Origin of the sequence: Bradyrhizobium sp. RDI18 (assembly GCF_043203335.1) — a bacterium.
Taxonomy (GTDB): Bacteria; Pseudomonadota; Alphaproteobacteria; order Rhizobiales; family Xanthobacteraceae; genus Bradyrhizobium; species Bradyrhizobium retamae.
This window is the reverse complement of record NZ_JBICRN010000008.1, coordinates 4,034,229-4,047,577: the sequence shown is the minus strand read 5'-3', so window position 1 is coordinate 4,047,577 and position 13,349 is coordinate 4,034,229. Positions and strand designations below refer to the sequence as shown.

The 13,349-nt window shown below is 64.5% G+C and carries 8 protein-coding genes and 5 pseudogenes; 4 read left to right on the top strand and 9 right to left on the bottom strand.

The window, feature by feature from the left end; all coding sequences use genetic code 11:
• Positions 1–114: 114 nt before the first annotated feature.
• Together groL and groES are read right to left on the bottom strand one after the other, a co-directional pair.
• Positions 115–1,761: a chaperonin GroEL gene (gene groL, locus ACFXS9_RS28605; RefSeq protein ID WP_392694565.1), complete on the bottom strand. Its 1,647-nt coding sequence runs from the start codon at positions 1,759–1,761 to the stop codon at positions 115–117.
• Positions 1,762–2,068: 307 nt separating this feature from the next.
• A complete protein-coding gene (gene groES, locus ACFXS9_RS28600; RefSeq protein ID WP_065731467.1) occupies positions 2,069–2,365 on the bottom strand; it encodes a co-chaperone GroES in 297 nt (98 codons plus the stop codon).
• A gap of 334 nt (positions 2,366–2,699) precedes the next feature.
• Here groES and ACFXS9_RS28595 point away from each other — a divergent pair, with 334 nt between their 5' ends.
• Positions 2,700–3,206, top strand: coding sequence for a hypothetical protein (locus ACFXS9_RS28595; protein ID WP_392694562.1), 507 nt, complete (start codon positions 2,700–2,702; stop codon positions 3,204–3,206).
• Positions 3,207–3,343: 137 nt separating this feature from the next.
• Here ACFXS9_RS28595 and ACFXS9_RS28590 read toward each other — a convergent pair whose 3' ends face one another.
• Positions 3,344–4,114, bottom strand: coding sequence for a protein phosphatase CheZ (locus tag ACFXS9_RS28590; protein ID WP_065743599.1), 771 nt, complete (start codon positions 4,112–4,114; stop codon positions 3,344–3,346).
• 309 nt (positions 4,115–4,423) lie between these two features.
• On the opposite strand from ACFXS9_RS28590, the gene ACFXS9_RS28585 reads away from it, so the two are divergent.
• Positions 4,424–5,218 carry a L,D-transpeptidase gene (locus ACFXS9_RS28585; RefSeq protein ID WP_392694559.1) on the top strand — a complete coding sequence of 265 codons (795 nt, stop codon included), beginning with the start codon at positions 4,424–4,426 and terminating at the stop codon, positions 5,216–5,218.
• Between the two features lie 220 nt (positions 5,219–5,438).
• Here the strand turns inward: ACFXS9_RS28585 and ACFXS9_RS28580 are convergent.
• The 6 genes and pseudogenes from ACFXS9_RS28580 to ACFXS9_RS28555 all read right to left on the bottom strand — a co-directional run bounded on the left by ACFXS9_RS28580 (position 5,439) and on the right by ACFXS9_RS28555 (position 11,400).
• Positions 5,439–6,246: pseudogene (locus tag ACFXS9_RS28580) on the bottom strand (DUF2076 domain-containing protein).
• Positions 6,247–6,378: 132 nt separating this feature from the next.
• Positions 6,379–7,223: pseudogene (locus tag ACFXS9_RS28575) on the bottom strand (ChbG/HpnK family deacetylase).
• Positions 7,220–8,266, bottom strand: coding sequence for a glycosyltransferase family 2 protein (locus ACFXS9_RS28570; RefSeq protein ID WP_392694556.1), 1,047 nt, complete (start codon positions 8,264–8,266; stop codon positions 7,220–7,222). The pseudogene ACFXS9_RS28575 and the gene ACFXS9_RS28570 overlap by 4 nt, the downstream one beginning before the upstream one ends.
• 75 nt (positions 8,267–8,341) lie before the next feature.
• Positions 8,342–9,319 carry an ATP phosphoribosyltransferase gene (gene hisG / locus ACFXS9_RS28565; RefSeq protein ID WP_392694553.1) on the bottom strand — a complete coding sequence of 326 codons (978 nt, stop codon included), beginning with the start codon at positions 9,317–9,319 and terminating at the stop codon, positions 8,342–8,344.
• Positions 9,316–10,481: pseudogene (locus tag ACFXS9_RS28560) on the bottom strand (ATP phosphoribosyltransferase regulatory subunit). The gene hisG and the pseudogene ACFXS9_RS28560 overlap by 4 nt, the downstream one beginning before the upstream one ends.
• 167 nt (positions 10,482–10,648) lie before the next feature.
• Positions 10,649–11,400: pseudogene (locus ACFXS9_RS28555) on the bottom strand (16S rRNA (uracil(1498)-N(3))-methyltransferase).
• A 209-nt stretch (positions 11,401–11,609) separates the two neighbouring features.
• Here ACFXS9_RS28555 and ACFXS9_RS28550 point away from each other — a divergent pair.
• Positions 11,610–12,263 (top strand): hypothetical protein, encoded by a 654-nt coding sequence (locus ACFXS9_RS28550; RefSeq protein ID WP_392700062.1) that lies wholly within the window; start codon positions 11,610–11,612, stop codon positions 12,261–12,263.
• A gap of 10 nt (positions 12,264–12,273) precedes the next feature.
• Positions 12,274–13,204 (top strand): annotated as a pseudogene (ubiA, locus tag ACFXS9_RS28545) (4-hydroxybenzoate octaprenyltransferase).
• Positions 13,205–13,349: the final 145 nt, after the last annotated feature.

Here is a 13,349-nt window from a genome sequence, read left to right as displayed (position 1 = left end):
CCCTGCCATTGTGCCCACATGACCGCGGATAACCTGTGTTGCGCGAGCGTGTCATCGCAAAAAGAAGGCCGCCCGGAGGCGGCCTTCGATCTGATTGGGTGAATGCGGACGGTCTCAGAACCCCATGCGGCCCATTCCACCCATGCCGCCGCCACCGCCGGGCATCGCCGGGGCGGGCTCCTTCGGCAGTTCGGCGACCATGGCTTCGGTGGTCACCAAAAGGCCGGCCACCGACGAAGCGTCCTGCAGCGCGGTGCGCACCACCTTGGCCGGATCGATGATGCCCTTGTCGACCATGTCGACATATTCCTCGGTCTGGGCGTCGAAGCCGAACGTCTCCGACTTGTTCTCGAGGATCTTGCCGACCACGATCGAGCCTTCGACGCCGGCGTTTTCCGAGATCTGGCGAACCGGGGCTTCCAGCGCCTTCAGCACGATGTTGATGCCGGCCTGAACGTCGGAATTGTCGTTGTTGATGCGGCCGACCGCCTTCTTGGCGCGGAGCAGCGCCACGCCGCCGCCCGGCACGATGCCTTCCTGCACCGCCGCGCGGGTCGCGTTGAGGGCGTCCTCGACGCGGTCCTTCTTCTCCTTGACCTCGACCTCGGTCGCGCCGCCGACCTTGATCACCGCGACGCCGCCGGCGAGCTTTGCAAGGCGCTCCTGCAGCTTCTCGCGGTCGTAGTCCGAGGTGGTCTCCTCGATCTGCGACTTGATCTGGGTGACGCGAGCCTCGATGTCCTTCTTCTTGCCGGCGCCCTTGACGATCGTGGTGTTCTCCTTGTCGATCACCACCTTGCCGGCGCGGCCGAGCATGTTGATGGTGACGCTTTCGAGCTTCATGCCGAGTTCATCGGAGATGAGCTGACCGCCGGTCAGGATCGCGATATCTTCCAGCATCGCCTTGCGGCGATCGCCAAAACCCGGCGCCTTGACGGCGGCGACCTTCAGTCCGCCGCGCAGGCGGTTGACCACCAGCGTCGCCAGCGCCTCGCCCTCGACGTCCTCGGCGATGATCAGGAGCGGACGACCGGACTGCACCACGGCCTCCAGCACCGGCAGCATCGACTGCAGGCCGGACAGCTTCTTCTCGTGCAAGAGGACGTAGACGTCTTCCAGCTCGGCGGTCATCTTCTCGGCGTTGGTGATGAAGTAGGGCGACAGGTAGCCGCGGTCGAACTTCATGCCCTCGACGATGTCCACTTCGGTCTCGAGCGACTTGTTTTCCTCGACCGTGATCACGCCTTCATTGCCGACCTTCTGCATCGCCTGCGCGATCATCTTGCCGATCGCGGTGTCGCCATTGGCCGAGATGGTGCCGATCTGGGCGACCTCGGAGGAGGCGGCGACCGGCTTGGCGCGCTTCTCGAGGTCCTTGACCACCGCGAGAACCGCGATGTCGATGCCGCGCTTCAGGTCCATCGGGTTCATGCCGGCGGCGACCGCCTTGCCGCCCTCGCGCACGATCGCCTGCGCGAGCACGGTGGCGGTGGTGGTGCCATCGCCCGCGGTGTCGTTGGTCTTGGAGGCGACTTCGCGCAGCATCTGCGCGCCCATGTTCTCGAATTTGTCCTCGAGCTCGATTTCCTTGGCGACAGTGACGCCGTCCTTGGTGATGCGGGGAGCGCCGAAGCTCTTCTCGATCACGACGTTGCGGCCCTTCGGACCGAGCGTCACCTTCACCGCGTTGGCGAGAACGTCGACGCCGCGAAGCATGCGGTCGCGGGCGTCGCCGGAAAATTTAACGTCTTTGGCAGCCATTGTTTGGACTCCTGAATGGATGGGTACGGTTGCTTGCCGCCTGTCATCGCCGGGCGTTCTTCCCCTCTCCCCTTGTGGGAGAGGGTGGATCGAATGAGCGAGAGCTCATTCGAGACGGGTGAGAGGTTTGTCTCCGCGGATGGAGACCCCTCATCCGGCGCGCTTTGCGCGCCACCTTCTCCCACCCCAACTCGGGTTTACCCGAGTTGGGCATCTTACTTTGTCGAAGTCGGATAAATCCGACTTCGATGGGAGAAGGGAAGAAGTGACTGCGCCGACGACTGCGCGCGACGGCTATCGGTGCGGTTTAAGTCAGCACGCCCATGATGTCGGACTCCTTCATGATCAGGAGTTCCTCGCCATCGAGCTTGACCTCGGTGCCCGACCATTTGCCGAACAGCACGCGGTCGCCGACCTTGACGTCGATCGGAATCAGCTTGCCGGCCTCGTCGCGGCCGCCCGGGCCCACCGCGGTGACTTCGCCCTGCGACGGCTTTTCCTTGGCGCTGTCGGGAATGATGATGCCGCCCTTGGTCTTCTCTTCGGCATCGATGCGCTTGACCACGACGCGGTCGTGCAGTGGACGGAATTTGGTTTTAGCCATGACGTCTCCTCTTGAAGTTCCTCTGGGAGGCTTAGGTTTCGGGTCTGTACCACTCGAAAATGGCTCGGAATGCCGGTATTCGTCGCCGCCCCGGGGCGGGGCAGCACAACCCTTAGCAATCGTTGTATTTGAGTGCTAAACGTGGGGCCGGGGAATATGTCTTGGCGCTGTTCCTGTCAAGCAAACAAGGAGATTAAAGCCTTGGTGAGGCCAATATAGGATGGTGCTTCGGAAACCAAATCGGTGCAGTGGCGTCATGACGTCATTGCTCCGGCAGGCTTTTTGCGGTTGGCTGCTTGACGGGAGCGGCCAAGTGATTGCTCGGGGGAATGCGATGATCAGCTCACGTAATGCGCGTACGGTTGCCAATCTGGCGATCGCGTCGGCGCTTTCGATCTTGCTGGCGGCGTGCAGCACGAGCCTGCCGTCGCTGTCATCCAGTCCGCCGCCCGAGCCCGAAGTCGCGCCAGAAATGCCGGCAACCGTCCGCGCCGACGAGATCGTCGGCCGCTGGGGCCTTGCCTCGTTTCAGAATCCCAATGACCGCGCCCGCACCGAAGCGGCGGCGCGCGGGCAGTGCAAGCAGCCCTACGTGATCGGCGCCGGCGCCAATGGTGGCGTGGTCATGCATCTGGCCGATCAGGCGACGCCGCAGGAACTGCGCCTCAAAGGCAGCCCGAGCGGCAAGAACTATATCGGCCCGCCCGGCCCGGCCGGCGGCGAACAGGACCGCGAGATCGTCTCGTTCGACGGCCGTGTGCTGGTGACCCGTTTCATCGAAAAGGATGCCGCGGTCCGTTACGGCAACATGGTCTATGTCCGCTGCGCGCCGCGGGCGTGAGGCCCACGGAAGCAATCCATCGCACCGCAAGCGGAGGAATGGATTGCTTCGCTTCGCTCGCAATGACGATCGTGGAAACAACAAAAAACGCCGGCATTGCTGCCGGCGTTTTGTTTAGCGCGCGTTAACCAGACCGATCAATCGAACAATGCGTCGATGTCGTTCTGCGAGGCGTGACCGTCGTCGCCGTCCATCTTCGGGCCGTTGAGCAGCTTGGCATCGCCTTCGCGGGTATCGACGATCGGGGGTGCGTGCGCCTTGATGGCATCGACGCCACCCCAGATTTCCATCATCTCGACGATGTGCTGTTCGATGAACTTCATCGTGTTCATCACCTTGCTGATGCGCTGGCCGGTGAGGTCCTGGAAATTGCAGGCCTCGAAGATCGAGACGACGCGTTCCTGGATATCTTCGCTGAGCAGCTTCTGCTGGTCCGGAGAAATGTTCTTGGAAAGCGCGGTCGCCGCCTGGTCGATCGCTTCGGTGGCTTCCAGAATCTGCTGGGTGGCCTGTTCGGTACCGCCGACGACGGCGCCGAGCTCGCCGTTCACCTTGGCCATTTCCTGGCCGTCAAAGCTCTTGCCGTGCAGGGTGGCGATTTCGCGCTTGGTGCGGTTGATGGCGTCGTGAATGAGGTCGAGCTCGACCTTCAGCTTCTCGCACTGCTCGATCTGCGCGCGATAGGTTTCCAGAAGCGCGTGGGACTCGGCGACTTCGCGGATAATGTCCGCGCTCTCGGTCGAAGCGGCGCGGGCGTGGCCGAAGCCGGCCATCTGTGACCGGATCGCGCGCAGCTCGGCCATGATCTCGCGATGCATCGGGCCGATCTCGCCGCCTTCTGTAGGCATGACAATTGGCGCATCGCCCAGAATGGCTTCGATACGAAAACGTTTGCGATTTACCGACATGAGTTTTTCCCACCCCTTCATTGCCCGCGTGTTTTAAACCATGGCGATTTAACGTCAGGTTCACGGCGCAATATCGCGCGTTGGCGCTTTGCCCGCCGCCGCACACCACTGATTAACCATGAGGGGCCCGCGTTCACGCAAAATAAACGCTACCGGACAAATCCGGGCGCGCTTGCCGACGTGGTGAATCGAAACGCGGCTTCTGTTTACCAAACCGATTAGGTTTTGATCTGTATTGATCGCGCAGCGGCGTTCATCGCGCCATTGCCCAGCCGCCCCTCACAGTGACGAACAGTACAGAGTACGTCGATGTCCGGAAAAATCCTTGTTGCGCTCTTCGCGAGCGTGTCTTGCCTTTGCTTCGCCAGTGAGGCTGCAGCGATCGACGCCTCCTCATCAACTGATCCCACCGTGATCTACGCCCGCCAACCGGCGCCGGTGCGCATGGCTTCTGCCGAACGCTCCAACATGGGCGGCGGCTTCATCGAATTCCTGTTCGGCGATGCGCCGCAGGGCGGGCGCTACCAACAAGCGCCGGCCTATCAGCAGCAGCCGGATTATGGCTATGGCGGGCGGCGCGCGTTGCTGCCGCCGATGGATCCGCAGCAGTCGATGCGGCGCGAGGAGGACGAAGCATTCGACCCCGCGCAGCACCGGATCGATCCGAAATATGAAAAGCAGGTGGTCGACTATCACGGCAAGGAAAGCCCGGGCACCATCGTGATCGACACCCCGAACAAGTTCCTGTTCCTGGTGCAGGGCGACGGCAAGGCGCTGCGCTACGGCGTTGGCGTCGGCCGTCCTGGCTTCACCTGGTCGGGCGTCAAGACGATCTCGGCGAAGAAGGAATGGCCGGCCTGGACGCCACCACCGGAAATGCTGGCGCGCCGCCCCGATCTGCCGCGGCACATGGAAGGCGGCCCGCAAAATCCGCTCGGCGCGCGCGCGATGTATCTGGGGTCGTCGCTCTATCGCATCCACGGCTCCAACGAGCCCTGGACCATCGGCACCAATGTCTCGTCCGGCTGCATCCGCATGCGCAATGAGGACGTGATCGATCTCTACGGCCGCGTCGGCGTCGGCGCGAAAGTGGTGGTGATCTAGTTTCGTGTCGCAACAACACGGTGTCGTCCCTGCGAACGCAGGGACCCATAACCACCGATCGTCGATGCTGAAGAAAGTCGTCGGCCATCGCGCTAAACAATCAGAGCCGCGGAGTATGGGTCCCGGATCGCGCTTCGCTTGTCCGGGACGACGGCGAACTGGAATCGAAACGGCCGCCTGATCGGGGGCGGCCGCTTTTCTTTTTCAGGTCCGACGCGCGTCAGGCGTAATCGCTGTCACCGCCGTCGTCGCCGTCAAAGCCGTCGGCATCATGATCCATGTCGTTGTCCTCGTCGTGCGAGGCTTGATCAAGATCCCTGCCGCGAACCACTGTCATCATTGTTGTCGGCGCGTCGGCTCGACGACCCGATGTCGTTGATTCCGGCCTCGCGCGCGAGATCGCCGCCGGACTGATCGCCCCACGGCCTGCGGTCTTCGACGCCGCCGCTGTGGTTCGCCGTGTCGCCGAACGCTTGATGATTGCCGCCGCCCATCATCCCTCGAATGCTGTTGAGCAACAGCGATCCGCCGACCACGCCGGCTGCGGCTGCCGCCGCCGTGCCGAGGAATGAGCCGCCTCCGCCGCCTTGCTGCGGCTGCTGCGCGCCATAGGGCTGGCCGTAGGCCGGCTGGTTATATTGTCCGGGCGGCGGCGTCTGCTGCAGCACTTGGCCGCTGTTCCAGGTCGGGCGGCCGCCCATGTCGGGCGCACGAACGTTGGGCACGGAGCCCTGGTTTTGGCCGTGCTGCTGATTCTGCCCGAAGATCGCGTCGCGCATCGAGTCGAGGAAGCCGCCGGGTTGGGTTTGCTGGCCCGCCGCCGCTTCCAATTCCTGGATGCGCATGTCGGCGCGCTTCAGTGCCTCGTCCTGCACAAGCGCGGTTTGCACCAGCGCATAGACCGCGTTGGGCGCGTTGCGCAGGCCCTCCATGATTGCGGACATGGCCTCCGGATCGCGCTTGGCGCTCTCCAGCCTGGCGAGCCGGTCGAAAAGATCGTCAATCAGTTGGCGTTCTTGCGGTGTCATGGCCCTCTCCCTCGCGTCGAATCGTGATCGACGCGCCCAAGGATGTAAGGAAGGCTTTGTGTCGCAAGTAGTGGGCGACCGAATTAAATTTTGGTATGCGACAAAACGCCAAGCGGCTTTCGCAGATATCTGTCAACTCAATGTGACTTTATTAGCCGCCAGCAATGCCGGGAATCGGTCGCTTGCCAGAAATGCGTGTTCCGCCTCGCGCTGGGTGGTCAGGGGATCGAGGCCCTCGAGCGTTTCGTCGACAAAGCCGGGGTGGCACATCACGAGCCCGCCTTCCGGCAGCCCTTCGAGGAACTGTCCCATCAGCACGCCGAAATCGGGCTCTTTCGAAAAATCATAGGCGCCGGCGAAGGCGGGGTTGAACGGGATCTTCGCATGAACGGCGCGCTTGCGAAATTGCGCGCTGAGAACGTCGAGCACCAGAGCCTTCGGCGCGCCGAGCAGTTGGCCCAACGGCTTGAGGCGTCCGCCCTGGCGAACCCAGGCGCTCGGGGCCGCCTCCTTGACCGCGCGCAGAAAAGCGTCGCGTACCCCAGGAAGAGTTGCGCGTGCTGATGGCCGTCAACGAAATCGGGTGCGCGGCCGAACAGGTCCTTGAAAGCTGCAAGCTGGGCTGCGAGTTCGTCTTCGATCATTTCGGAATCGAGCCGCCGCAGCAGGCCCGCGCGCAGCAGTTTCGGAAACGGCAGGAACAAGCCGCCGTCGACCGGCCTGAAGTGCATCGTCAGCGGGCGAAACGGCGCAGTCAGCGTCGCATGCAGTCCGATCGCGCAGCGCGGGCTCGCCGCCGCAACTTCCTGCAATGCGGCGACTTCGGTGCGCCCGATCGCGGCGCCGACCACCATCACCGAGGCAGCATTGAGACGGCCGCGGCCGATCAAATCGCGGATGGCGCGGTTGACGCCTTCGGCCAGCCCGTAATCGTCGGCGCATAGCCAGATCCGGCGCAGCGGCGCGGCATCGTTCATTCGGCGGCGGTCCGTTCGGTGGCGCTGGCCGCCGTCTCGCTATCGGCACGCTTCTCGTTGTGCTCGGCGACGAAGTAGATCGGACGCGCCTTCAGCTCGGAGAGGATCTTGCCGATATATTCGCCGACAATGCCGATCATGATGAGCTGCACGCCGCCGATCGTCATCATGCCGATCATCAGCGAGGGATAGCCGGGGACCTGCTTGCCGGTGGTCCAGACCTCCCAGAGAATGGTGAGGCCGAACAGGAAGGCGCTGATGGCGAGCAGCACGCCGAGCAGGCTGGCAAAGCGCAGCGGCGCGACCGAGAACGAGGTCAATCCCTCGATCGACAGGCCGATCAGCCGGCCCGGGCTGAACGTGGTGACGCCGTGCGCGCGCGGCGCCGGCTCGTAGTCGACGCGGATCTGGCGGAAACCGATCCAGTTCGACAGGCCCTTGAAGAAGCGGTTGCGCTCCGGAAGCTGCCGCAGCGCGGCCGCCGCACGCGGCGACAGCAGGCGAAAGTCGCCGGCGTCCTCGGGGATCTTCTGCCGCGCGCCCCAATTGATCAGCGCGTAGAAGCCACGCACGGCCTGGCGGCGCAGGAACGATTCATTGTCGCGATGCGCCTTCGCCGTGTAGACGACGTCGTAGCCGTCATCGATCCAGTGCGCGACGAGCTTTTCGACCAGGCTCGGCGGATGTTGGCCATCGCCATCCATGAACAGGATGGCGCCGCGGCGGGCATGGTCGAGCCCCGCCATCAGCGCCGCCTCCTTGCCGAAATTGCGCGATAGCGAGACGACCTGTACGTCGAGCGCATCGGCGGCAAGCGAACGCGCGATCGCCAGTGTGTTGTCGGCGCTGCCGTCGTCGACATAGACCACTTCGCATACGAGGCCGTAGCGCGCCTTCAGCGTCTTGGCGAGCCCGATCAATCGCTCGTGCAGCAAAGCGAGCCCTGCCGCCTCGTTGTACAGCGGCAGGACAATCGACAAGCCTTTCGCCGCCGCGCTGGCTGCGGTCGTCGTCAGGCGGGAAACGTCAGAGCCGAGCGTCATCGATCAGGTCCCAGATTAATCAACCGTATATGCTACCCGCCGGTAGCTGTCGCAACGATGAACGAAACGGCAGCCTTATTGCCGCAGGAACGTCTCAAGCCTGGCAAATAGCGGGTTTTCGCGGTCGAGCACATAGTCGAGCGAGGCAATCGAGACCGTGTCGGCGCCGTGCTCGCGCAGGAAACTGCCAAGCGCGTAAAGATGCATCGGCGGGCAGTGCAGCGTGAGCATGCCGGACGAGGTAGGCCCGCCGAACGGCGCCACCACACCAAAGCGGTTATGCGCCTCGTTAAGCAACGCCTCGTTGCAGCCGGCGAAACGGGTGCGCACCTCGCGATATTTGCTGGCCCGGGCTCGAGCTGCGATGTGATCGAGGATGACGCGCGCGGTCTCGCGGGCTTCAGCCGACCAGTCGGCATCGCGGGAGGCCACGAGGTTGGCCTGGCTACGCAAAATCACGCCGTCGTCGAGCACCTTCAGCCCGTTGGCGGCGAGCGTCGCGCCTGTCGTCGTGATGTCGACGATCATCTCGGCGGTGCCGACGGCGGGCGCGCCTTCGGTGGCGCCGGCGCTTTCGACGATGCGATAGTCGACCACGCCGTGAGCGGCGAAGAAGTTGCGCGTCAGGTTGATGTACTTGGTCGCGATCCGCATCCGCCGGTTATGCTGGGCGCGGAAGCCGGTTGTGACGTCGTCGAGATCGGCCATGGTGCGGACGTCGATCCAGGCCTGCGGCACGGCGACGACGACATTGGCGCTGCCGAAGCCTAGGCTGTCGATCAGCAGCACGCGTTTGTCGGCATCGGGGATGCTTTCGCGCAACAGATCCTCGCCGGTGACTCCGAGATGCACCATGCCGCGCGCGAGCTGCGAAGCGATTTCGCTCGCTGAGAGATAGGCGATCTCGACATTGTCGAGGCCTGTAAGGGTGCCGCGATAGTCGCGCGCGCCGCGCGGTTTTGCCAGCGCAAGCCCCGCGCGCGTGAAAAATGCCTCGGTATTTTCCTGCAGGCGGCCTTTGGAGGGAACGGCGAGGACGAAGGGAACGGTCATGCGGCGCTCCCTTGCGCGTTGGACTGGCCGAGCTGCGTCAGCGCTTCGATCCACACCGAGAATCCGACCGCTGGGATCGGCGAGGCCGAGCCGAGTTGCGTCATCAGGCCATCGTAGCGCCCGCCAGCAACCAGCGGCTCGACGTCATTACCCCTGGCATGCAGTTCGAATTCAAAGCCGGTGTAATAATCGAGCCCGCGCCCGAACGAGGTGGAGAAGCGCGTCAGCTTGGTGTCGATGCCGCGCGCGGCCATGAAGCCGACGCGGCTTTCGAGCTGGTCGATCGCCGCGGTCAGATCGAGCTTGGCATCTGATGCCAGCGCGCGCAGTTGCGCCACCGATTCATCGGGATCGCCGGCAATCGCCAGGAAGCGCTTGATGGTATCGAGCGCGTCGCGCGGCAGTGCGCCGCCCTTCAGCGTCGATTGTTCGAGGAACCGATCGGCGATTTCGTCAACCGTGCGTCCGCCGACATTGGTGGTGCCGGCGATCGACATCAGGTCAGTGACCAGCGCCAGCGCCGCCTTGCGATCGGAGCCGGCGAGCGCCGCCAGCACGCCCTCATATTCGTTGCGGCCGCGCGCAGTCGCAAGCGTCAGCCGTTCGATGTCCTCGGCGAGGCTGACCTTGCGGTTGAAATCCTTGATCAGCCGCCGCCGCCACACCGGATAGAGATCGAGCGCGTCGATCAGCGCGGTGAACAGCGCGACGTCGCCGGTGCGGATTTCGACATCCTTCAATCCGAACGCCGAGGTCGCTCCCAGCGCCAGCGCCAGCATTTCGGCATCCGCCGCGGCGCGGTCCTGCCGGCCGAAGGACTCGATGCCGGCCTGCAAAAATTCGCTGGGACGGCCGCCGCGATAGCGGAACACCGGCCCGAGATAGCTGAAGCCCGCCGGCTGGCCGGCGCGTCCCGAGGCGAGATAGTCCCGCGCCACCGGAATGGTGAGGTCGGGGCGCAGGCGAGTTCCTCGCCGGAGGGGTCGGTGGTCAGGTACAGGCTCTTGCGGATGTCCTCGCCGGAGAGATCGAGGAATGGCTCCGCCGGCTGCAGGATATCCGGGTGAGCTTGGACGTAGCCGCCTTGTGCAAACGACAATAGCAGCGCGTCCGCCCAGGCGGCGGACCCGGCAGCACCTCTGACGGCAGCGGTCGCGGTCATTTTGCGTCCAAATATCCGGAAAAACCGGGTTCCAGGGTTCGTTTGGGGTCCCCGGGGGTTCCGGGCGGCTCATTGGCGCAGGCCTTAGCATGGCCGGGGCGGCGTTTCGACAGGGATTGGCCAACTGAATTAATGGGCGATGTCTCGCCCGGTTGGCCCTCCACCGGCTATCCCGGCCCCTGCCAGTCGCCGAGCGTGGCCTGCACCAGGGTCAGCGCGGCGACACCAGCGGTATCCGCGCGCAGGATGCGTGGCCCCAGAGACAGCCGCAGCCTCCTGGGCTGCCGCAGCAAGAGCGCCCGCTCTTGCTCGGCAAATCCGCCCTCGGGGCCGATCAGAACGTCGATCCCCTCAGCCGCGGTTAACCCCTGTTGCAGCGCCTCGATGGGATTGCCGATGTCAGCCGCCTCGTCGCAGAACACCAGCAGGCGGCTGGCTTCGCGCTTGTCGAGAAAGCGGTCGAGCGCGATCGGCTCGGCAACGTGCGCAAGGCTCAGGATTCCGCATTGCTCGGCGGCCTCGATGACGTTGGCGCGCATCCGCTCGCCGTTCACCCGCGAGACCTGGGTATGCCGCGTCAGCACCGGCTGCAGGCTTGAGGCTCCCATCTCGACCGCCTTCTGCACCATGTAGTCGAGGCGCGCGTGTTTCAGCGGCGCAAAGACATAGGCGATGTCGGGCAGGCGGTCCTGCGGCCGCGTCTGCGCGACGATGCTCAAGCCATCGGGCCGCTTGCGGCCCTCGATTGCTGCCTGCCACTCGCCGTCGCGGCCGTTGAACACCAAAATGGTTTCGCCGGCCGCGAGCCTAAGCACATTGCCCAGATAATTGCTCTGGTTGCGCTCCAGCGCGATTCTTTCGCCCTCCCGCAAGGGGCGTCGACGAACAGGCGCGGGGCGCGAAAATCGAGGTCAGGCATCCGTAATATTCCGTGTCCGCGCCGTTTTTAGCCTAAAGCGCTAGAATCCGGACGCTATTTTTAACTTCCGGGGCGCCCTTGCGCCGCGCTGCTGCCCCAATCAACGGGTTGTTAAGCGTCGGCAGGAATCGTAAAAAGTGCCCACCGCAAATCCGCTTCGTTTTCGAAGACGCTGGGGTTGCCTGGACCTAGCCGGAGATACCGCCTTGATGATCCGCCGCCTGATTGTGCCGCTGACCGCTGCCGTCGTGACCGTTCACGCGGGCCAAGCCTTCGCGCAGGGCGCGTTCCCGGCGCCGTTGCCGAACCAGAGCGCCGCGCCTGCGAATTCGCCGTTTCCGCCGGTGAATGGCGCGGCGCCATCGGCCGCGGTCGGCGCACCCTCGCCGTTTCCGTCGCAGGGCGCTGCCCCGGTTTCCAGAGGATTCAGCGGCCCGCCGCCACAGGCCAGCGGTTCGGCGGACGCCTGCATGCAGGGCTTTGTCCCGCTGCGCGAGGAAGCCGAGCGGCGCGGCAAGCTGATCAAGGCCGCGAGCGACCGCAAGGCGCCACCGGATGAGGCCTGCAAGCTGATCGGAAATTTCGGCAAGGCCGAATTGAAGATGATCGAGTATGTCCAGACCAACTCGGCCAAGTGCGGAATTCCGCCGCAGATCGCCGACCAGCTCAGGAACGGCCACAAGAACACCGAGAAGATGCAGAAGCAGGTTTGCGGGGTGGCGGAACAGGCGCGGACGCAGCGACCGGCCGGCCCGAGCCTGAGCGAGGTGCTCGGCTCCTCCGCAGCGCTCCCCGAGGCGCAGACGGTCAGGAAGGGCGGCAGCACCTTCGATACGCTGAACGGCAACGTTCTCCAGCGATGACCGCGATCCGATGAGCGACGCGTCTACCCGCGTTGCCGATGCGACCGGCAACTGGGTCGACACGCGTGCGCCGCCCTGGTCGCGGCCTTACTTGCGGCTTTCCCGTTACGACCGTCCGATCGGCTCGTGGCTGTTGTTGATGCCGTGCGGGTGGTCGGCGGCGCTGGCCGCCGGCGTCGCGCGCGACATCTCGCAATTGCCGCTCGTGATCGCGCTGTTCTTCATCGGCGCCTTCGTCATGCGCGGCGCCGGCTGCGCCTGGAACGACATCACCGACCGCGACCTCGACGCCAGCGTCGAGCGCACGCGGTCGCGGCCGCTGCCCGCGGGCCAGATCAGCGTGGCGCAGGCGTTCGCCTTTTTGGTCCTGCAGGCGCTGATCGGGCTTGCGGTGCTCTTGCAGTTCAACCGCTTTGCAATCCTGACCGGTGTCGCCTCGCTCGTTATCGTCGCGGTCTATCCCTTCATGAAACGCATCACCTGGTGGCCGCAGGTCGTGCTGGGGCTGGCGTTCTCCTGGGGGGCGCTGATGGGGTTCGCGGTCACGCTCGGCCGCATCGATCTCACCGCGCTCGTGCTCTACGCCGGCTCGATCGCCTGGGTGATCGGCTACGACACGATCTACGCCCATCAGGACACCGAGGACGACGCGCTGATCGGCATCAAGTCGACGGCGCGCCTGTTCGGTGCGCGCACCCATCGGGCGCTCGCGGTGCTTTATTCGCTCGCGGTGGTGCTCATTGGCGTCGCGCTGGTGCTGAGGCGGCGCACGCTGGCCGGCATGGATCGGCCTGATCGCGTTTGCCGCGCATCTGGCCTGGCAGGTAAGGACGCTCGACATAAGCGCCCCTGCACTGTGCCTCCGCCTGTTCAAGTCGAATCGCGACGCGGGGCTATTGCTGTTTGCGGGATTGCTCGTGGACGCAGTGATGCGCGCGTAGTGTATCCTTCGTCGTCCCTGCCTAGTGCGCAATTGCGCACGGGAGCAGGGACCCATAACCACAGGCTTTCGTTGTTGAAGAAGATCGTCGACCCGCGCGCTCAATAATTGCTGCCGCGGAGTATGGGTCCCTGCGTTCCGCAGGG